The 21,360-nt window shown below is 45.3% G+C and carries 19 protein-coding genes and 1 pseudogene; 4 read left to right on the top strand and 16 right to left on the bottom strand.

Annotated features, from left to right (window positions below):
* Positions 1–90: 90 nt before the first annotated feature.
* The 4 genes from crl to VOA_RS02105 form a co-directional block, all read right to left on the bottom strand.
* Positions 91–480 carry a sigma factor-binding protein Crl gene (gene crl / locus VOA_RS02120; RefSeq protein ID WP_001293323.1) on the bottom strand — a complete coding sequence of 130 codons (390 nt, stop codon included), beginning with the start codon at positions 478–480 and terminating at the stop codon, positions 91–93.
* 102 nt (positions 481–582) lie between these two features.
* Positions 583–1,830, bottom strand: a complete 1,248-nt coding sequence (gene frsA, locus VOA_RS02115) for an esterase FrsA (protein ID WP_001287334.1) — start codon at positions 1,828–1,830, stop codon at positions 583–585.
* A gap of 97 nt (positions 1,831–1,927) precedes the next feature.
* Complete coding sequence (gpt, locus tag VOA_RS02110; RefSeq protein ID WP_000037415.1) at positions 1,928–2,392, bottom strand: xanthine phosphoribosyltransferase; 465 nt, start codon at positions 2,390–2,392, stop codon at positions 1,928–1,930.
* Positions 2,393–2,429: 37 nt separating this feature from the next.
* Positions 2,430–3,722, bottom strand: a complete 1,293-nt coding sequence (locus VOA_RS02105; protein ID WP_000890422.1) for an NCS2 family permease — start codon at positions 3,720–3,722, stop codon at positions 2,430–2,432.
* A gap of 873 nt (positions 3,723–4,595) precedes the next feature.
* On the opposite strand from VOA_RS02105, the gene VOA_RS02100 reads away from it, so the two are divergent.
* The 4 genes and pseudogenes from VOA_RS02100 to VOA_RS02095 all read left to right on the top strand — a co-directional run bounded on the left by VOA_RS02100 (position 4,596) and on the right by VOA_RS02095 (position 8,695).
* A complete protein-coding gene (locus VOA_RS02100) occupies positions 4,596–6,068 on the top strand; it encodes an aminoacyl-histidine dipeptidase (protein WP_001288792.1) in 1,473 nt (490 codons plus the stop codon).
* A 234-nt stretch (positions 6,069–6,302) separates the two neighbouring features.
* Positions 6,303–6,746: an ATP-dependent zinc protease family protein gene (locus VOA_RS0118700; RefSeq protein ID WP_000660267.1), complete on the top strand. Its 444-nt coding sequence runs from the start codon at positions 6,303–6,305 to the stop codon at positions 6,744–6,746.
* Positions 6,743–7,647: pseudogene (gene rimK, locus VOA_RS0118705) on the top strand (30S ribosomal protein S6--L-glutamate ligase). Before VOA_RS0118700 ends, rimK begins: the two are co-directional and overlap by 4 nt.
* A complete protein-coding gene (locus tag VOA_RS02095) occupies positions 7,607–8,695 on the top strand; it encodes a succinylglutamate desuccinylase/aspartoacylase family protein (RefSeq protein WP_009356162.1) in 1,089 nt (362 codons plus the stop codon). Before rimK ends, VOA_RS02095 begins: the two are co-directional and overlap by 41 nt.
* Before the next feature lie 65 nt (positions 8,696–8,760).
* Here VOA_RS02095 and VOA_RS02090 read toward each other — a convergent pair whose 3' ends face one another.
* The 12 genes from VOA_RS02090 to VOA_RS02035 form a co-directional block, all read right to left on the bottom strand.
* Positions 8,761–10,116 carry a sodium-dependent transporter gene (locus VOA_RS02090; protein ID WP_000079478.1) on the bottom strand — a complete coding sequence of 452 codons (1,356 nt, stop codon included), beginning with the start codon at positions 10,114–10,116 and terminating at the stop codon, positions 8,761–8,763.
* Positions 10,117–10,274: 158 nt separating this feature from the next.
* On the bottom strand, positions 10,275–11,792 hold the full coding sequence (locus VOA_RS02085) for a diguanylate cyclase (RefSeq protein ID WP_000773905.1): 1,518 nt from the start codon (positions 11,790–11,792) through the stop codon (positions 10,275–10,277).
* A 63-nt stretch (positions 11,793–11,855) separates the two neighbouring features.
* Positions 11,856–12,626 carry a YggN family protein gene (locus tag VOA_RS02080; protein ID WP_001107551.1) on the bottom strand — a complete coding sequence of 257 codons (771 nt, stop codon included), beginning with the start codon at positions 12,624–12,626 and terminating at the stop codon, positions 11,856–11,858.
* Positions 12,627–12,725: 99 nt separating this feature from the next.
* Positions 12,726–13,805 carry a DNA polymerase IV gene (dinB, locus tag VOA_RS02075; RefSeq protein WP_001153982.1) on the bottom strand — a complete coding sequence of 360 codons (1,080 nt, stop codon included), beginning with the start codon at positions 13,803–13,805 and terminating at the stop codon, positions 12,726–12,728.
* A gap of 109 nt (positions 13,806–13,914) precedes the next feature.
* On the bottom strand, positions 13,915–14,148 hold the full coding sequence (gene nqrM / locus VOA_RS02070) for a (Na+)-NQR maturation NqrM (RefSeq protein ID WP_001091359.1): 234 nt from the start codon (positions 14,146–14,148) through the stop codon (positions 13,915–13,917).
* A 16-nt stretch (positions 14,149–14,164) separates the two neighbouring features.
* Complete coding sequence (locus VOA_RS02065) at positions 14,165–15,169, bottom strand: FAD:protein FMN transferase (RefSeq protein ID WP_001216666.1); 1,005 nt, start codon at positions 15,167–15,169, stop codon at positions 14,165–14,167.
* A gap of 150 nt (positions 15,170–15,319) precedes the next feature.
* The gene (gene nqrF, locus VOA_RS02060; RefSeq protein ID WP_000103960.1) at positions 15,320–16,546 is read right to left on the bottom strand and encodes an NADH:ubiquinone reductase (Na(+)-transporting) subunit F; all 1,227 of its coding nucleotides are present in this window, start codon (positions 16,544–16,546) and stop codon (positions 15,320–15,322) included.
* Positions 16,547–16,579: 33 nt separating this feature from the next.
* A complete protein-coding gene (nqrE, locus tag VOA_RS02055) occupies positions 16,580–17,176 on the bottom strand; it encodes an NADH:ubiquinone reductase (Na(+)-transporting) subunit E (RefSeq protein ID WP_000401431.1) in 597 nt (198 codons plus the stop codon).
* Positions 17,177–17,183: 7 nt separating this feature from the next.
* Positions 17,184–17,816 (bottom strand): NADH:ubiquinone reductase (Na(+)-transporting) subunit D, encoded by a 633-nt coding sequence (locus VOA_RS02050; RefSeq protein WP_000092892.1) that lies wholly within the window; start codon positions 17,814–17,816, stop codon positions 17,184–17,186.
* Complete coding sequence (locus VOA_RS02045) at positions 17,816–18,589, bottom strand: Na(+)-translocating NADH-quinone reductase subunit C (protein ID WP_000157909.1); 774 nt, start codon at positions 18,587–18,589, stop codon at positions 17,816–17,818. The genes VOA_RS02050 and VOA_RS02045 overlap by 1 nt, the downstream gene beginning before the upstream one ends.
* A complete protein-coding gene (locus tag VOA_RS02040; RefSeq protein ID WP_000523295.1) occupies positions 18,576–19,823 on the bottom strand; it encodes an NADH:ubiquinone reductase (Na(+)-transporting) subunit B in 1,248 nt (415 codons plus the stop codon). Before VOA_RS02040 ends, VOA_RS02045 begins: the two co-directional genes overlap by 14 nt.
* A gap of 5 nt (positions 19,824–19,828) precedes the next feature.
* Complete coding sequence (locus VOA_RS02035; protein WP_050413533.1) at positions 19,829–21,169, bottom strand: Na(+)-translocating NADH-quinone reductase subunit A; 1,341 nt, start codon at positions 21,167–21,169, stop codon at positions 19,829–19,831.
* Between the last annotated feature and the right edge of the window lie 191 nt (positions 21,170–21,360).

Below are 21,360 nucleotides of genomic sequence, written 5' to 3' on the forward strand. Positions count from 1 at the left end.
ACGATGTTTTAGCAATCCGCACTGCATTGCACAAGCAGAAAAAGGTGCAAAAGCACCTTTTTCTTTAGGTTAACGATTGAACTGGGTCAATTAAGCAAAATCGGCTGACTCGCTAGCAACAGCTAAGGTCATTTCGAAACGTTCGCGTAACGTTTTCTCCAACTTTTTGTGAAATTCAGCCTGTGTGTGCTTCACTTCGTTTTGTGCCACTTCAGGAATCTCTTCCGCTATCCAATCTCCAGCTAAAGTATAACGGCCGATATGGTAGCAAGCGGACATCTCTTGCTCATTTTGGCTTAATTCCATCCACCAGCCCCAAAATTCACGTTTCTCAGGGGACTTTTTATCGTTAACGCAAGAGGCGAGACAATCAAACAAGTAGAATCGATCACTACACTGCCCTTCACGCAAGTAAGGACCAATGGCTTTCAGAGCGGAAAGCAGACGATAGTGGGTGGGGGCTTTGGTCATCTCTGACATAGTTCATCTCCATAAGCAGCAATCAAGAATCGTTTTATTTTGTTATTGGGCGAACAAATATTCGCCACTTAATAATTAATCTTGATGAATTTTACGGAAATGTCACTTACAAAGTTCATCTTCTAGCCAGTTTATTGCCAAATCGAGGGATTGCTCATATCCCTGTGAAATGGTTTTACTTTTTACTTTCTTGGCTTGTCCACCGTGGCTAAAGAGTGCCACAAGTTGGTTGTCTGAATAAGGTGACACCGGATCCCCTTCTAACCCGAGTGCTAAAATTGGTGTTTTCGTTCTTCGGCCAGACATAAAACCTTGTATTTTCAGTGACCAAGCCATTAATTGTCCCGCTAGGCTGCGCACATCCACTACATTTTTACCTAAGCGTGAAGCCAGAACATCGAGATACATTTTCGGCATCCCCGCCAATTTGTTCGGTGAGGTGAAAATATCGTGGATCGGAGCCCCTAATGCGACACACGCTTTGATTTTTTCCGACTCTAGAAATGCAAGACGTGCCATCGCATTACCGCCAAATCGAAAACCAATCAACCCGACACGGAAATGATCCACCCAAGGCAGATCTGCTAACTGATTCAGCACAGCTTGATGCAAACAAGAAGAGTCTTCCGTCAGCGGCCATTGCGAGCTTGCTCCTAGTGATGGCATATCAATCGTCAGCATAGCGATGTCTCGTTTGGCAAAATAATCGCGAAACAGACGCCACATATCGGTTTGCAAGCTGTCCAAACCAGCGCTAACAATCACCACAGGTTTAGGGGAATCAGTATTTTTCAAATGCAAATAGCCAGCGATTTTTTTGTTTTGGTAGGAGAACTCCAAACGTTTCACAACAAAACCAGTGAGTTTTGCGCCCTCTTGATAGGCATTGTTCGCCAATACTTGCGCTTGGAGAGCCAAGTTATCGTTTTTGAGATGAGGGTAGCCTGCGATGCTATAACACAGAGCAGCAGTGAACATTTCATCCGCCGCCTCTTCGCCTTGACGTTCAGCCGCTTGCTTTTGGTGCAGCATGCCAACCCGAGTCCACTCATAAGTCCAGTTACCACTACGGTAACCCATTACGGTATCTAACCATTCATCATGAGTACGCGAATGAGTAGATGACGCAATCCGTGCGAGAACCTCTTCCTGCTCAACAGGATCAAGCCCCTGCCACACCCATTGCAAACGACGTAAATTGCGATACCAAGCAGAAGAAGATTGTTCACGGCGAGCGTCTAACAGCTCCAAACTGCTCGGCATATATTGGGTCAACGAAGAAGTCTCTTTCGCTTGTTTGTGATTTTGAAACAGGGTCTCAGACAGGTTTTTGCTGATCGCTTCGGACATGGTAAGTCTCTATTACTGGCGTTACGCTAAGTTGGGCTAACAGTAGTAAAAAAAAATGACCCTTGAAAGGGTCATTTTCAAATTCTGCACAAAAAGACTACTTCTGCTTACGATTGACTGGCTCAACGTAGGACAACACCATATCCCATGGTTGCTCAATCCATGTGTCTTGAGGGATATCAACCACATATTCGTCAACCAAGTCTTTACCTGCTGGTTTAGCACAAACAGTAACAAATTTAGCTTTTGGATACATTTCACGGATTTTACGCGCGGTATCGCCGCTATCCACCAAATCATCAATGATCAGGAAACCTTCTCCGTCATGCTCTGGCGCTTTTAGCACGGTCATATCACGCTGGTGATCGTGGTCATAGCTAGAGATACATACCGTATCAACATAACGAATACCCAACTCACGAGCGAGAATGGCTGCAGGAACTAAGCCTCCACGGCTGACACCCAAGATACCTTTCCATTGTTCTGCTGGCATTTGACGTTGTGCAAGTTCACGACAGTAATGCTGCATATTGTCCCAGGTGATAACGAATTTTTTGCTCATGTGATAAACCTAAATTGAAATTTTATAACTTCTTCTATTACGCAGCTGCAATGTACTTGATGACAAAAATCGCCGCCATGACCCAAACACTGAGAGAAACGCTGCGTCCTTTACCACTGAAGAGTTTGATTGCTGCATAAGCAATGAAACCCAGTGAGATACCTTCAGCAATCGAGAATGTCAGAGGCATCATCAAACAGGTAACAACAGTGGGTGCCGCTTCAGTCAGGTCACGCCAATCAATGCTCACTAAACCAGACAACATCAGAATAGCAACATAAAAAAGTGCGCCGGCCGTTGCATAAGCAGGGATCATACCCGCTAATGGCGAGAAGAATAATGCAAGAAGGAACAAAATGCCAACCACCACAGCCGTTAACCCAGTACGGCCACCCACAGCTACACCAGAGACACTTTCAATATAAGAAGTGGTGTTAGATGTACCCAACAAAGCACCTACAGAAGTTGCCGTAGAGTCAGCTAAAAGAGCGCGGTTCAGGCGTGGGATTTTGCCATCTTTTTCAATCAAATCCGCTTTAGTTGCCACGCCAACCAAAGTGCCAGCCGTGTCAAACAGGTCAACAAACAAGAAAGCAAACACCACTGAAATCATTCCCAGCTCAAATACAGCAGAGAAATCCAATTGCATGAAGGTTGGCGCAATGCTTGGTGGCGCAGAAACAATGCCGCCCCACTGCACATCACCAAACACCAAACCAAGCCCCGTTACCGCTAAAATAGCGATCATCACGGCCCCTTTCACACCGCGATACACTAAACCAATAGTCAGGAAGAAACCTACAGCAGCCAACACAGCGTGCAGTGATGTAATAGCACCTAGAGAAACCAGCGTCGCTGGATTATCGACTACGATACCCGCATTTTTTAGTGCGATGAACGCCAAAAACAAACCAATACCCGCCGAAATACCGGTGCGTAAAGAATGTGGAATTGAGTTGATGATCCACTCACGGATTTTAAACAAGCTGAGCAGGATAAACAGCACACCTGAGCAGAATACCGCTGCGAGTGCAACTTGCCATGTATGCCCCATGCCCAAAACCACACCGTAAGTAAAAAAGGCATTTAGCCCCATACCTGGCGCTTGAGCAATCGGATAGTTTGCGACAAAACCCATGATGAAACAGCCAATCGCCGCCGCTAAACAAGTCGCAACAAAAACGGCACCGCGATCCATTCCGGCATCCGACAAAATCGCTGGGTTTACAAAAATGATGTAAGCCATCGTCAAAAAGGTGGTGACACCCGCGAGGACCTCAGTGCGCACGTTTGTGCGATATTCACTGAGTTTAAAAAGCTTTTCCAGCATGTTCGAATCCTTTAGTGGTAAAAAAGTAAACGGTTGCGTAAACGATTGGCGGCGATTATAAAGTTATCAAAAAACAAATTCCAGACACAATTCAGACTGAGTGAGGGTTTTCTAAGCAAAAGGGAAAAAGGTCGATGCGTGGATAGGCAAATAGACCAATGCCAACAAAATCTTGCGAGCAGTATCTAATGAGGGAGTTTTTAGACATAAAAAAACGCCACCTCAAGTGAGATGGCGGTGAATCATATCAACCAAATTGGTTGTCAATAAATTCTAATTAAGGGGTGAACAAAACTTGTTCGAGACGCAAAGATTGCGTATCAGTAGCCGAAGCTACGGGGGTATGCAAAGTTACCGGTGTACACAGCGTGCTGGTTCCAGAACATTACAGACGATAAACCTTTATTCATAACTATCACCATTAAAATCAAAACTATTTACTTGATTTCTCGGTTCCTTGGAGGCGATAAATCGGACTCATCCTTTGAGCATTTTCTCTTCACTAGCGAAGTTGTACATAAATATACCACCAAGAAAATTAATTACAATAAAAATAGTGATTAAAATCACAAAAATGAATTTATTTGATCTATGGCATAATATTAAGGTAATTAAATTACAGGACTATAAAATTAGATTACACACAGATGTATTCTGATGCATTTAACTTAAGCCACTCAACGACATCTACATGCCAAATCCTGTATTGATCTATCAGTAAAACCGGTTTTCCCAACACTTTTAGCCTACTCCACTGCTTTGCACAGTGATATGCTGTGCTCCGAAAGTACCTACCTACTACAGCCGAATGCTCTACCATATTTCAGCGCTGCAGAGAGGATACACGGGAAAAATTACAGTAAGGAGTCATCTGTGTCTGAGTTCCAAACCGAAATCAGTAAGTTATCGTCAAATCCGATTTGGCCATTTTTTGCCACTATCTGTTCTATTCCGCACCCTTCAAAACATGAAGAGGCGTTAGCTCAGTACATTATCAACTGGGCTAAAGAACAAGGGTTGCCCGTTCGTCGTGATGAGACTGGTAACGTTTTTATCAAAAAGCCAGCGACACTGGGCATGGAAAATCGTAAAGGTGTGGTACTTCAAGCGCACATTGATATGGTGCCGCAAAAAAATGAAGACACAGTGCATGACTTCACGAAAGATCCGATTCAAGCTTATATCGATGGTGAATGGGTTACTGCAAAAGGTACAACTCTAGGGGCTGATAACGGTATTGGTATGGCTTCTTGCCTTGCGGTTTTAGCGTCTAAAGATATTCAGCATGGTCCAATTGAAGTTCTGCTAACCATTGACGAAGAAGCAGGCATGACAGGCGCTTTTGGCCTGAAAGACGGTTGGTTAGAAGGTGATATTCTGCTCAACACAGACTCAGAGCAGGAAGGTGAAGTTTACATGGGGTGTGCAGGCGGCGTGAACGCCGAATTTGCTTTCCCGATTGAACGTGAAGCTATTCCAGCAGGTTATGTTGGCCGTCAGTTGATCTTAAAAGGTTTAAAAGGCGGTCACTCGGGTTGTGATATTCACACTGGCCGCGGCAACGCCAACAAACTGATGGCGCGCTTTTTAGCTGGGCATGCCAAAGAATTAGATCTGTGCCTGGTCGATTTCCGTGGTGGCAGCCTACGTAACGCAATCCCGCGTGAAGCCTTTGTTACTGTAGCTCTGCCTGAATATCGCGTCGCCGAATTGGAAACGCTATTTAGCTACTACACTGAGTTACTCAAAGCAGAACTAGGCAAAGTAGAAACCAACTTGGTATCTTTCCTTGAAGCCAAAGAACTTCACACTGAAGTGCTCACCGCACAAACTCAACAGCGCTTTATTGCCGCTCTAAACGCCTGCCCGAACGGTGTTATTCGTATGAGTGATGACATCGCAGGAGTGGTAGAAACCTCCCTGAACGTGGGCGTGATCACGACTGAAGCTACGCAGTTCAAAGTGCTGTGCTTAATTCGTTCATTGATGGATTCAGGTCGTCACCAAGTGGAAGGCATGTTGAAATCAATCGCTGAACTTGCAGGCGCTGAACTTGAGCTTTCTGGTGCTTATCCGGGCTGGAAGCCAGATGCTGACTCAGAAATCATGCATATTTTCCGTGATATGTATGAAGGCATTTACGGCCATAAACCCAACATTATGGTGATCCATGCAGGTCTTGAGTGTGGACTGTTCAAAAAACCTTATCCAAATATGGATATGGTTTCCTTCGGTCCAACCATCAAATTCCCACATTCACCGGATGAAAAAGTAAAAATTGATACCGTAGATCTTTACTGGCAACAAATGGTGGCATTGTTAGCAAACATTCCAGCAAAAGCCTAATCCTTAAAAAGCCGAGTTCAATGACTCGGCTTTTTTGTATCAATTTTTTTTGTCGAAAAGGAAAATTTAATTCATTAGCTTGAATTTAAGGTTGGCTGCTAGAGTTCGCCCCCTTGAAGTTCCCAGAGTTATTCACCAAACTCTCTTCAAGCGACAACGTGCAAAATGCAGGTTGTTTCGAGGGTGCTGCTTGTCCTTAGCGGTATCTGAAATTCTCAAACTAATGAAATTGCGATGAAAGAAAAAATGATTGTCGGATGGCGCGAGGAACTCAGCCTTCCAGGGTTAGGTATTGAACGCATTAAAGCGAAAATCGATACTGGAGCCCGAACGTCTTGCTTGCACGCGTTCAAAGTAGAGAGCTTTACTAAGGAAGGAGCTCCATGGGTTCGTTTTTGGATCCATCCGATGCAAAAGAATGATGAGTTAGTGAATGAGTGTGAAGCGGCGGTGATTGACGAACGTGTCGTTCGCGATTCCGGCGGCCATGAAGAAACACGCTACGTCATTCGATCGGAAATTAGCTTTGGCGGCCAATCTTGGCCAATTGAGATCACCTTGACCAATCGGGAAAACATGGCATTTCGTATGTTATTAGGTCGTACGGCTATGCGTCATCGAATCATGGTTGATCCTACAAAATCTTTTTTAATCCCTTTCGAGGAGCCGAGTAAATGAAAATTGGTATTCTGTCGCGTAACGCTTCGCTGTATTCAACCAAGCGTTTGATAGAAGCGTGCAAACAGCGAGGCCATGAGGTTCGTGTCATTGATGCCTTGCGCTGCTACATGAATATCAACTCCGAAAAACCGGAAATTCATTACAAAGGCGAAGAGTTAGCGGGTTTTGATGCGATCATTCCACGCATTGGCGCCTCGGTCACTTTTTACGGCACCGCAGTGTTGCGTCAATTTGAAATGATGGGTGTTTACCCAGCCAATGAGTCAGTCGCTATCACTCGTTCGCGTGACAAACTGCGCTCTATGCAGTTGCTGTCTCGCCGCGGTATTGGTATGCCGATCACCGGTTTTGCAAGTAAGCCTGATGATGTGAAAGACCTGCTCGATATGGTGGGGGGGCTCCTGTTGTCATCAAACTACTGGAAGGCACTCAAGGTATCGGTGTTGTGCTAGCCGAAACACGTACCGCAGCAGAAAGCGTGATTGAAGCCTTTATGGGACTCAAAGCCAACATCATGGTGCAAGAGTACATCAAAGAAGCAGGCGGTGCTGATATTCGCTGCTTTGTGATTGGCGATAAAGTGATTGCGGCGATGAAACGTCAAGGAGCAGATGGAGAATTTCGCTCTAACCTGCACCGTGGTGGCACTGCATCTCTAGTTAAAATCACACCACAAGAGCGTAAAACCGCGATTGACGCTGCGAAAATCATGGGGTTGAATGTGGCGGGGGTTGATCTGCTTCGTTCCGCTCGCGGCCCACTGGTCATGGAAGTTAACTCATCTCCAGGCTTGGAAGGCATTGAAGCGGCAACAGGCAAGGACATTGCCGGAATGATTGTGGAATTCATTGAGAAAAATGCAGCCAGTAAAAGGACTAAAACACGTGGCAAAGGCTAAAAAGCACAGCGACTTTTTATTTTTGGGGGAAACCATTCCCCCTTCATCTCGGCGAGTAATCGAGCTCGAAGCTGCCAAACTGTATACCGACTCACCTCTTTCCATTCCGATAGAAGTTATCCATGGCTCAGCTCCTGGCCCAGTGTTGATGATCAACGCCGCCATTCATGGTGATGAACTCAACGGTGTGGAGATTATTCGCCAACTACTTAACACTCTCGACGAAAAAAAACTCAAAGGCACATTGATTGCCGTTCCTATAGTCAACGTTTTCGGCTTTATTCATAAATCACGTTACTTACCTGATCGTCGCGACTTGAACCGCTGTTTTCCCGGTAGTGAAAGAGGTTCATTAGCTTCGCGCATGGCACACACCTTTTTTTCACAAGTCGCCGAGCGTTGTGACTACATTCTCGATCTGCATACAGGCGCGATTCATCGGACTAACTTGCCACAAATCCGTGCGGACTTAAGCAGCAAAGAAACCCTGCGCATTGCGCAAGCATTTGCTACTCCCGTGATCATTGATTCACCTTTACGAGATGGCTCGCTGCGTAGCGAAGCGGAAAAGCAGCAAATTCCAGTATTAACCTATGAAGCGGGTGAAGCACTGCGTTTTGACCCGATTGCGATTAACGCTGGGATTATCGGCATTAAACGAGTGATGCAGGCGATTAGAATGCTCCGTTCCAGTCGCAAAAAAACACCCACCTCTGTGATTGCGAAATCCACCAGTTGGCTACGCGCTGAGGCGGATGGCATTTTGCGTACACTCGTTTCCTTAGGAGATAAGGTTGAGAAAGGCCAAGTGTTAGCTTACATCAACTCACCGCTCGGCAAACTGGAAGTGGAAATCCGCGCTAACAAGAGTGGCATTGTCATTGGCCAACAAACACTTCCTTTGGTTAACGAAGGCGATGCCGTATTCCATCTCGCCTATTTCCATCAAGATGATGAAATCATTGAGCAGGTGGTGGGAGAGTTCATCGAAGAGTTAACCGAGGCCGATTTAGATCCCTTAACCACTGGGCATATTGTCACTCTCTAAATACGGCAATAGCTGAATTGCAAAAGCCCTCCTACCGAGGGCTTTATTATTTGAAATGAGTGTGCTTAACCAAACGAAGCCCAGATAACCGTGGCCACCAAAATTGGACAGACAAATTTCACATACCAAGGCCAAATTTTGCCAAATAGGCTCTGTTGCAACTCAGGGAATCCCGCTTGTAGCTCTTTCATTTTGGCATCACGGTGCCATACCCAGCCACCAAACAGGCAGAACAGCAGAGCAGCTGTCGGTTGTAGGTATTGCGTCGCCAACGTTGCTACCAAACCAAACAACGCACCAAAGTTATATACAATCACTACACTTACTAGCGCAATCAAGCTACCCAGCACCCAACTGGTTGGCGTGCGGCGCGTATTAAAACGCTCACCCACTAAAGCCACTGGACACTCAAGCATGGAGATTGAAGAAGTCAATGCTGCGATAGTCAGCAGAAGGAAAAATACCATGGCAAAGATCTGCCCAAGTATGCCTAAGCTATCAAACATCAGGGGTAACACAGTAAACACCAAGGTATCAGAGCTTAGTAAAGAACCATCTTGGGCGTAAATCTCTACCCCTTTATTCATGGCCACAAACATAGCAGGCAGCACTACCAAACCCGCAATGAAAGCCACTGCAGTATCCACCAAGGTCACACTCATAGCCATTTTCGGCAGGTTCTCTTTCTTGCTCAGATAAGAACCGTAGATCAGCATTGAACATCCGCCAATGGTTAATGAGAAGAATCCCTGTCCCATCGCCGCTAGGATAAGTTTACGATCCAACACTTTTTCAAAATCAGGAATTAGATAATGCTTCAATCCGTCCAGTGCGCCTTGCTGCGTCATGATGTAAATAAACAACACCGCAAACAGCACAAACAGCGCTGGCATGAGTCTGGTTGACCAACGCTCAATCCCTTTTTTCACTCCACCTTGCACAATCAAAATGGTCAGCACGTAAAAAACCACGGTACCAAACAGATTACGTTCAACATTAAAACCTTTCAGCCAAGCACTCGCCGCTGTTAGGCCAAACAGATCCGTCATCGCACCTAGCAAGAAACAGATAATCCAGCCTCCGACAATGCTGTAAAAGGCTAGCACTGCACTCGGTACACTCAACCCAATCCAACCGACTAATCCGCCGATTTTCTTTGCGGTTGGATTCGGTGTTAATGCACGCATGCTATCAACAGGGTTTGCCTGCCCATAACGGCCGATTGCCATTTCAACCACCAACATGGGGAAAGCAACCACAAAAATTAATACCAGATACACCAATAGAAATGCGCCACCACCATTGCTAGCTGCTTGGGTGGGGAAACCCCAGATGTTACCTAAACCAACGGCTGCTCCAGCAGCAGCGAGGATAAAACCAAGACGAGAACTGAAAGTCTCACGAGAATTTGTTTGTGCCATTACGACGACTCACACGATACCAACACACTAGTTGACTAGTACATTAATACAAAGCGCAGACCGACTCAATCTTAAGCAGAATCATTCGCTGAAAAATTGTCCAGCCGCTTTATTTTTATCGACTCGAATCAAAAAATCACTGGAAGATTGTTTGTTTTTTATTCAAACCAACGCACAACATATCGGTTTCTACCACTTTCTTTCGCATGGTAAAGCGCCATATCAGCCTGATGAAAGAGAGACAGGTAAGACTCCATTTGGGGCGAAGAGGCATATACGGCACCAATACTAATGGTGAGAGATTGAAAGGTTGAATTGACAGGATTGGCAATTGCAAGCTGAGCAACTTTATCATGCATTTGCTGTGCGAACCGATCCGCATCGAACGGACTCTCAGAAGCGAGCACAACACAAAACTCTTCCCCCCCAAAACGAGCGACAATTTTATCTCCAAAAAACTCTAATGATTGCAAGATATTGGCAACGGAACATAAGGCTTCATCCCCCGCAAGATGCCCAAAGCTGTCATTAAAGCGTTTGAAATAATCAATATCGATCAAATATAAAACGAGATGTGGATACTGACGATCGTTCATAAAGCTTTTAAGCTGCTTTTCTAAATGGCGACGATTTGAAATTCGCGTTAAAGGATCATGCTCTGACTGCCAACGTAACACCTGCTGACTTTCATCAAGTTGACTAACAATACGATTGATCGTAACCGCAAACTCTTTCATTTCAGAGGAGATAAATGTGCTTGCATCAGGCATTTTCCCCCCTGATGTTTTGAACTGTTGCAACACTTGATTTGCTGCAGTAATTGGACGAACCAGTCGCTGTACAACCAGTAAATTGATCAAATACATCATCAACGAAAAAGAGAACAATGCCACCACTTCTTGCGTGCGAATAAAAGCGGGATGTTTCACTTGATGGTTAATTTTAAACAACACACTTGAATTACCGCTGTAATCCAATTGTTTAATGTATGACACATCAGGCTCTTCTGCGGGTAATGGTGAATCGTTCTCGCAGGTTAAAACTTCAATATCCACCCCTGTCGCTTGTTCAACCACCTTAGCAAATTGGGCTCGAACTTTTTTAATAAAAATCAAATAGCCTTTGTCACAATCTTCACCTTCACTGTTGCACACACGCGCGGTTGCGGCCAGATAAGGCTCTCCCCCCACAACGATGTAGCGCACCATCGTCGATATTTTTTCCTTACTCAAAGCATGAGCTTGCTGCAAAATCCCTGAGAAATCTGGCAGCAAATAATCGTAAGTAACACTTTGATCGACAAATGAATCATATTTCTTACCCCATATAAGAGTTTGATCTGGGGCGAAAATGAAAATCCCATCTAGATATTGGGAAGTGAAAGCATGGTCACCAATATTACTGGTAATAAACTCACTCGTGGGTTTAGCGATAAACTCAGCCATCTCATCCCATGCGGCATAATCCGCTAACGAAGCTCCCGTTTCTTTACGCTCTAATGAAATGATGGTTTCAACGCGTTGTAATTCGGCTTGTTGCAACTGCAACGCCTGCTCAATATCGCGATCATGAGACCAAAAAAATTTGAAGGTTAGATAAAACACCAAGAAGCCCACAACCACTGCCAACGCATTAAGCGTTGTCAACCAACGTAGGCTAAAGTTATTTAATTTCATATCACCATCGTCATAACAAAGCTTACCAGTAGAAAGAAGAGTGCTAATTACACTCTTCTCAGTTTAGATGGTGAAAACTTGATAGTTCTTTAATTGAGGGATTTTTTTATGCAGTTGCTGTTCTTGCTGAGTCATTTTATTGAGAGCGTCACACCACTCTTGCCCTTGTTTTTCAAAGGTCGCCGTCTGTTCTTTGACCTTTTCATCCAACTTGATTTTCAAATCTCCCATGTTTTTACCAAGTTGAGTCAAATTTAACCCACCTTCTTGCTGCATCTTATTCGCCATAACATCAAATGCACTGGCAAAAAACTGCTGAGTCAGCATTTCTCGGCCTCTGGAGAGCTCTTGTTGCCAACGATTTTGCATCGATTCAAAGGTTTCAGCAGGGACAACCAGATCGCCATTTTTAAAATATAGAGCTTTAGCCTGCGCAAAAAACGTTGCCATCGACTTTTTCACATTCTCAAAAGCTTGTGGAGCTTCTAAAGATACTGCCACCTCGTCCACTAATTGATTTGCCACTTTCAAACTGTCATCCGCCCAACGCTGTGCTTTAGGTAGCATGCTCGTTAACAGCTCTCGATATTGTCTCACCGCCGCTTGTTGATCCGCTGACAAAACCATCTTTTTGCCTTGTATATAAAGATTGTTTTGCTTATCAATCAGTGCTTTATCACTGCTAGAGCGTAATATTTCAACTCGCTGAGTATTCAGGTGCACTTCATTTTGTATATCCACTTGGCACTGTGCAGCCCATGTGGATGAACTCATTAATAAAGATAAAGCTAAAAGGTGTTTTTTCATGGTGTTCTCTGGCTGATTTTTTGCCAACTATAATCAATCCCGATGAATCATACGCCAATATATCGTCAAAAGTGACACTCAATTGCTATTTATTGTTCAATTCATCAAGTAACAATCTTTTCCAACCTACAACAATTCATTGGGAAACATGCTCAGCTGTTTCATTTGCAGTTCTGGTTTCAACATCACGCTCAACCCTAACAATCGAATTTCGCGCCCTTGTTGGCGCGTTAGCACTTGTTCCAAAAGTTCCTGGAAGTAACTTAACTCTAAGGAGGGATGATTATGTTCTATTGTCGTCAACTGAAAATCCGCAAACTTCACTTTGATACCTTGCTTAATGATCGCTCGCTGTGAGTGTGCTCGGCTCAAACGCATATCTAATTCAGGGTAGAGTTTCCGCTCAATGACCTGCCAACATTCCTCGTACGTTGTGATATTTTGGCTAAAGGTATACTCAACCCCCACCGATTTACGCTCACGTTCGGTTACCACTTCACGATCATCTATTCCGTGACTCTTTTTCCATAGAGAAGCCCCTAAACGGCCAAATTGGTGCAATATCTGACGATAATCTGCATTTTTTACATCAGCGCCAACATAGAGGCCGGCTTGATGGAGTTTCTCTAAAGCAACCTTGCCTACTCCGGGGATTTTTTCCAATGGTAAGCTATCGACTATTTCCTGAACTTGCTCAGGAGTCACGACATATAAGCCATCCGGTTTATTGATATCTGAAGCCACTTTGGCAAGAAACTTGATGGGCGCAACACCAGCAGAAGCGGTTAAATTCAGCTCTTGCCAGATATCACGCCGAATCGCTTGAGCAATAAGCGTTGCACTGCCTTGATACGCGGTTGATGCTGTAACATCAAGATAAGCTTCGTCTAGGGAAAGAGGCTCAATCACCGTGGTGTAGCGCTGGAAAATGGCTTGGATTTGTCGCGAAACATTTTTATAGATCTGCATACGCCCAGGAACAACATGCAGTTGTGGACAAAGCTTTAATGCTTGAGCCGTAGGCATAGCCGAACGAACACCGAACTTTCGTGCTTGATAGTTACAAGTACTGATCACGCCACGTTGCTTTTCATGTCCCCCCACAGCCAGAGGGATATCGCGATATGCGGGATTATCCCGCATTTCTACCGCAGCAAAAAAGCAGTCCATGTCGACATGAATGATTTTTCGGATTCTATCTTGCATAGCACACCATAACTGTATATTTAAACAGTATGGTATTATGTTGCTAGCAAGAAAAGCCTCTTATAAAAAAAGCTCGCCACGGCGAGCTTTTTACTTGAATTTGAGTTGATTAGGCAATGCGATCTTTTTCCCAAGCCGCAAGGCGTTCTGCTCGTGCAGCAGCCTTCGCTTCACGCTTTTTGCGTGCATCACAAGGTTCTGGGCAGTTGCACACTTTTTCGATGCCTACGGCACCTAACCCACCACAACTCCCTTTCACCACTTTACGTTGGAAAATGTAGCCAACGGCCATAGCGGCAATAACAGCAAGAAAGAAACCAAAAGTAATCAAAAATGTGTTCATTGTTTTATGCTCACTATTACTTGTTTAAAAACGGTTTAAAGCTGCTTGATGCGTATTCTTTGAAACCATCATCCGTTTTTACAATCATCAAGACTGGGATCTGGTTGGCTTCAGCGATCGCCATACCACGCTCTTCGCCCATCACCATTAGACCAGTCGCTAAACCATCAGCCGTCATACAGGATTTATCTAGCACAGTTACAGAAACCACACGGTTATTAATTGGACGTCCTGTAATGGGATCAATGATGTGCGAATAACGAACGCCATCTTGCTCAAAGTAGTTACGGTAATCACCGGATGTTGCAATTGCATAATCACCAGGTTCGATGATCTCTTGAACGCTGCGTTCATCCACACTCGGTTTTTCAATCGCAATTCGCCAAGCAACCCCATCACGGTTCAATCCTTTCAAACGAATTTCACCACCGATCTCAACCATATAGTTTTCAATACCTTGGGATTGGATGTAATCCGCTACCACATCAACGCCCCAGCCCTTCGCAATGGTAGACAGATCAACGTACAGCTCAGGAATATCTTTGCTCAGTGTATTACCTTCCACCATCAGATGCTCAATACCCGTGATTGCACGGCGCGTATTCAGCTCTTCATCAGTCGGTACCACATCAGGGCGTGCTTCTGGGCCAAATCCCCAAAGGTTGACTAAAGGACCTACCGTCACATCTAGCGCTCCTTCAGTCAGACCGTTTAAACGGATCGCTTCTTTCACAACCGTAGCGGTTTGAGTTGAAACCGTAAACGGCTCCGCACTAGTGTGCTGGTTAAAACGGCTTAATTCAGAGTCTTTACGATACGTCGACATCTGATCGTTCACTTCTTCAAGGAGCCGATCGATCTCCGTTTGCAGTGTTTTAGAATCCGCAATGCCCAGCTGTTGAATGTATTTAATGTTGTAAGTGGTTCCCATGGTTGGGCCACTAATATGCACTTGCTCAACCGGCTTTTCACAACCAGCAAGCAGGAGAAGAGAAGCTAATACAACAAGCCAATGTCTCACTTGTTTACTCCTTTGAGTTAAAAATTGATATGGGAAATACCGATACTACTGCACGCTACATGTAATGAGATCGACACTTTCAATATCCGATTTGTAAAAAAACAATGGCTGACTCAAACGAGCCAGCCATTTGATGTAGTGAGTTATCGATTAACCACCGAAGTCATCCAGTAGGATGTTTTCCTCTTCTACACCAAGGTTTTTCAGCATGTTGATTACTGCCGCGTTCATCATCGGAGGTCCACACATGTAGTACTCACAATCTTCTGGTGCTTCATGGTCACGCAGATAGTTTTCGTACAACACGTTATGGATGAAACCGGTGTAACCCGTCCAGTTATCTTCTGGTTGAGGATCCGACAATGCACAATGCCATACGAAGTTGTCATTCTCAGCCGCTAGGCCATCGAAATCCTCTACGTAGAACATTTCACGCTTAGAACGCGCACCGTACCAGTAAGACATCTTACGCTTAGACTTCAGACGCTTCAGCTGGTCAAAGATATGCGAGCGCATTGGCGCCATACCTGCACCACCACCGATAAATACCATTTCTGCATCAGTGTCTTTCGCGAAGAACTCACCGAATGGGCCAGAAATTGTACATTTATCACCGGCTTTCAGTGACCAAATGTAAGAAGACATTTGGCCTGGTGGCACGTTTGGATTATTTGGCGGCGGAGTCGCGATACGCACGTTCAGCATGATGATGCCGAACTCTTCTGGATAGTTCGCCATAGAGTAAGCACGGATGATATCTTCGTTTACGATAGACTCATAACGGAACAAGTTAAACTTGTCCCAATCACCACGATACATTTCTGGCACATCGAAATCAGCATACTTGATGTGGTGCGCTGGCGCTTCAATCTGAATGTAACCACCCGCACGGAACGGTACTGATTCGCCATCAGGAATCTGCAGTTTCAGCTCTTTGATGAACGTGGCTTTATTATCGTTAGAGATAACCGTACATTCCCACTTCTTCACACCAAAGATTTCTTCTGGCAGTTCTAGATCCATATCGGTTTTCACAGCAACCTGACACGCCAAACGCTCGCCTTCACGGGCTTCGCCTTTGCTGATGTGATCCAGTTCTGTTGGCAGAATATCACCGCCACCCGATTTGATTTTTACACGGCATTGGCCGCATGAACCACCACCACCACAAGCAGAAGATACGAATACACCGGCACCAGCCAATGCACCCAGCAACTTACCACCCGGTTGGGTTACGATCGCTTTTTCAGGATCGCCATTGATTGAGATTGTAATGTCACCTGTTGGTACTAGCTTGGATTTGGCGAACAGAATCACCAAAACCAACGCCAGTATAATCAGGGTAAACATCACTACACCAAAAATAATAGTAGACATTAACTATTCCTTTATTGCTGCGGTTTACCCGACTTACAGTTGAACACCAGAGAATGACATGAAGCCCAACGCCATCAAGCCAGCGGTGATAAAGGTAATACCCAAACCACGCAGACCAGGAGGAACGTCTGAATACTTCATCTTCTCACGGATACCTGCAAGAGCGACTATAGCCAGCATCCAACCCACACCAGAACCGAAACCGTATACCACAGATTCAGCAAAGTTGTAGTCGCGCTGCACCATGAAAGACACACCACCAAAGATGGCACAGTTTACTGTGATCAATGGTAGGAAGATGCCCAGTGCGTTATACAGAGGCGGGAAGAAGCGATCGAGGATCATTTCCAGAATCTGTACTAATGCCGCAATAACACCGATAAAGGTAATAAAGTTCAGGAAGCTTAGATCTACCCCTTCAACCAGTGCATCAGGCTTGAGCACTAGGTTATACACCAGATTGTTGACTGGTACAGAGATAGTCAGTACTACGATTACCGCAATACCTAAGCCGAATGATGTCTTAACTTTTTTCGACACTGCCAAGAATGTACACATCCCTAAGAAGAAAGAGAGTGCCATGTTCTCGATGAAAATCGATTTCACCAGCAGACTAATATAATGTTCCATGACAACCTTACTCCTTCGCTTCTACTTGTTCTGGTTTGAACGTACGAATCGCCCAAATCATGAAGCCGATCAGGAAGAATGCTGAAGGTGCGAGTAGCATCAGGCCGTTTGGCTGATACCAACCACCATTACTGATAAGAGGTAGAATTTCCAAACCAAACAGTTTGCCTGAGCCGAGAAGCTCACGGAAGAAACCAACCGACATCAGCACGAAACCATATCCTAAACCATTGCCAATACCATCAATGAAAGAAGGGATCGGCGCAGACTTCATCGCAAACGCTTCTGCACGGCCCATTACGATACAGTTGGTGATAATCAGACCAACGAATACCGATAGCTGCTTAGAGATATCGTACAGATACGCTTTAAGGATCTGGTCTACCACGATTACTAAAGAAGCGATAATCGCCATCTGCACAATAATACGTACACTGTTAGGAATGTGGTTACGGATCAGAGAAACGAAGAAGTTAGACAATGCAGTAACAAACATTACCGCCAACGTCATAACAAATGCCGTTTCCAGCTTAGTGGTTACCGCCAGTGCAGAACACACACCCAGAACTTGCAATGCAATCGGGTTGTTGTCCAGAACTGGTGCTAACACACTCTTTTTCAGCTCTTTTGCGCTAGACATTAGTTAAGACCTCCGTCACGAACTTTTGTCAGGAATGGACCAAAGCCCATATCACCCAACCAGAAGTCGAAGGTATTTTGTACACCATTACTGGTCAGCGTTGCGCCAGACAGACCGTCTACGCCATGCTCAGAACCTTGTGGTGCACCACCTTTGACAATCTTGATCGCAGGTTTGTGGTTTTCATCAAACAGCTTTTTACCGACCCATTGAGCACGCCAAGCTGGATTTTCAACTTCGCCACCCAATCCAGGGGTTTCGCCTTGTTCGTAGTAGGTCAAACCTGAAACGGTGTTACCATCCGTTTCTACTGCTACAAACGCGTACATCATTGACCATAGACCGTTACCATGTACAGGCAGAATCACCTTGCTAGTTTTGTCGCCGTCTTTCACGAGATAAACCACACCAACATTCGCACGACGTTGGATCTTCGCCTTATCTTGTTCAGCGGTCAGCTTGATAGATTCAGAGGCTTCTTTTGCTGCTTTACGTTGATCGTAGTTTGCTGCATCACCTTCAACAAAATCACCAGTGGTGAAGTCAACCAAACGTGGTTCAATGTTCTTATTGAACTGCTCAACGATTTGTTTGCTGCCTTTCGCTTCAATGCCTGCTACTTGCAGAATTTTGCTCTGCTTATCCAGTGCTGCATTTTCTTTTTGCTTGTCACGCAGACCGACAGCCGCTGCCGATACGATGATTGAGCACACTAGGCTCAACGCGATAACAACAAACAGCGTCTTTTTAATGCTATCGTTATTGCTTGCCATAGCGCGCTAATCTCCGCTTGATATTTCTCTCTACAACCACGTGATCAAACAGTGGTGCAAATAGGTTCGCGAATAGGATCGCCAGCATCATACCTTCTGGGTACGCTGGGTTCACGACACGGATCAGCACACACATTACGCCAATCAGAATACCGTAAGCCCACTTACCACCATTGGTGAAGGAAGCTGAAACTGGGTCAGTCGCCATGAAGAACATACCGAATGCAAAACCACCCAAAACAAGGTGCCAATGCCAAGGCATGTTGAACATTGCGTTGGTATCAGAGCCAATCACGTTAAACAGTGTCGACAGCAGAATCATACCAATCATTACGCCGCCGATAATGCGCCATGAAGCAATGCCCATGTATACGATGAACGCCGCACCAATCATCAGTGCCAGTGTTGAAACTTCACCGATTGAGCCTGGGATGTTACCGATGAAAGCATCCATCCAAGTAATCGTTTGGCCAGTCGCGTTGTTGATCAGTGCACCTGCACCACCTTGCGCCCATTGGCTCAGTGCAGTTGCACCAGAGAAGCCATCCGCTGCAGTCCATACTAGGTCACCTGAAATCTGTGCTGGGTAAGCAAAGAACAGGAAAGCACGGCCAGCTAACGCTGGGTTAAGGAAGTTACGGCCTGTACCACCAAACACTTCTTTAGCAACCACAACACCAAAGGTAATACCTAGTGCGGCTTGCCAAAGTGGCAGAGTTGGCGGAACAATCAGAGCAAACAGAATCGAAGTTACGAAGAAACCTTCGTTGACTTCATGCTTGCGCACCATACAGAACAACACTTCCCAGAAACCACCCACAAGAAACACAGTGGCATAAATAGGTAGGAAGTAGGTTGCACCCAACAGCATTTTACTGCCCCAACCGGCATCGCTTGACATGGTTCCGCCAAGCATTTCGGTCAGCCAGTAGTGCCAGTTACCCGCCACCATCGCGGCTAGTTGATCACCTGAGTAAAGGTGGTTAAGTGCAGCAATAGCTTGACCGCCAGCATTGTACATACCCCAGAACATCGCTGGGAATACTGCAAGCCAAACCATGATCATGATACGTTTTAGGTCGACGCTATCACGTACGTGTGAGCTTCTTTTTGTAACCAGACCTGGTGTATAGAACAGCGTTGCCGCAGCTTCATACAAAGCAAACCACTTCTCGTGTTTGCCGCCTGGCTCAAAATGATGCTCGATGTCTTCAAGAAACTTTTTAAGGCCCATGGAAATTACCCTTCTTTCTCGATCTTGTCTAAGCACTCACGCAGGAGCTGACCGTACTCGTATTTGCCTGGACAAACGAACGTACACAGTGCCAGATCTTCTTCATCTAGCTCCAGAGCACCTAAGCGAATCGCGTTGTCACTGTCACCAGCACACAGATCACGAAGCAACAAGGTAGGCTCCATATCCAATGGCATGACCTTCTCATAGTTGCCAATTGGCACCATGGCACGATCACTACCGTTGGTTGTGGTGGTCATGTTGTACACTTGACCTTTGAAAAGATGACCAAGGAAAGAGCGAGTAACAGAAAACTTGTTCTTACCAGGCATTGCCCAACCTAACAGTTCTTTATCACGCCCTTCACGCAGGACAGATACTTGAAGATGGTAACGGCCTAAATAAGCATGAGGTCCAGTGGCTTTAGTACCAGACAACACAGAACCAGAAATAATGCGCACTTCACCTGGCATGATTTCGCTATCCACCAGTTGCTCTAGCGATGCACCCAATACCGTGCGAACCAAACGAGGTTTGTTCACTACTGGGCCTGCCAAAGAAACAACACGCTGGTTGTATAGCTCACCGGTCAGGAACAATTGACCAATCGCAATCACATCCTGATAGTTAATACTCCACGCGACATGACTTGCACTTACTGGATAGAGGAAATGCATGTGTGTGCCTGCGAGGCCAGCAGGGTGGGGACCATCAAAGACATGCTCTTCTACGTTCGACTGTTGAGAGCGTGGCAAGCTAGTACCTTTTTTACAAACGTACACTTTGCCAGTGGTCAGAGCCGAAAGCACATCGAGACCCGCTACGAAGGCTTGCGATTGTTCGTTGATCACTACCGTAGGCTCAGCTGCCAATGGATTGGTATCCATTGCAGTAACAAAAATGGCTTCAGAAGTGGAATCAACGGCTGGAACCTTGCTGAACGGACGAGTACGGAAAGCAGTCCAAAGACCTGATTCAACAAGCTGGGTTTTGATCGCATCACGATCCAAACTAGCTAGCTGATGGGCTTCAAACTTGTCGAATGTCACTTGGTCATCACCCGCTACTTCAATCACTACAGACTGAAGAACGCGCTTCGCACCACGATTGATTTCAACCACTTTACCGCTGACTGGTGAAGTAAATTTCACACCCGGATTCTTCTTATCTTCAAAAAGAATCTGAGCTTTTTTTACTTCATCACCTACGCGAACATGCATAGTAGGACGCATGCCAACGTACTCTTCGCCAAGCAAGGCGACTTTTTTGATGGCTTTACCATCACTAATCACCTGGGAAGGAGTTCCTGCAATAGGAAGGTCCAAACCCTTTTTTATTGTAATCATACGCACTTGCACTACTTTTATCGGGAAAAAGATTCTTTCATTGCGCAAATTCGAGGCGCACTCCGTTTGCCTTGTTCTTACAACTGAACAACGCTAGCGGAATCCTTACCTCGGTAGACACGACATTGTTAGTGTCCGTTTTAATGGCTTTAACCATTAAAACCGCAACATCCTTTTAAAAATCCCATCAC

This window comes from Vibrio sp. RC586 (assembly GCF_000176715.1).
In the GTDB taxonomy this organism is placed as follows: Bacteria; Pseudomonadota; Gammaproteobacteria; order Enterobacterales; family Vibrionaceae; genus Vibrio.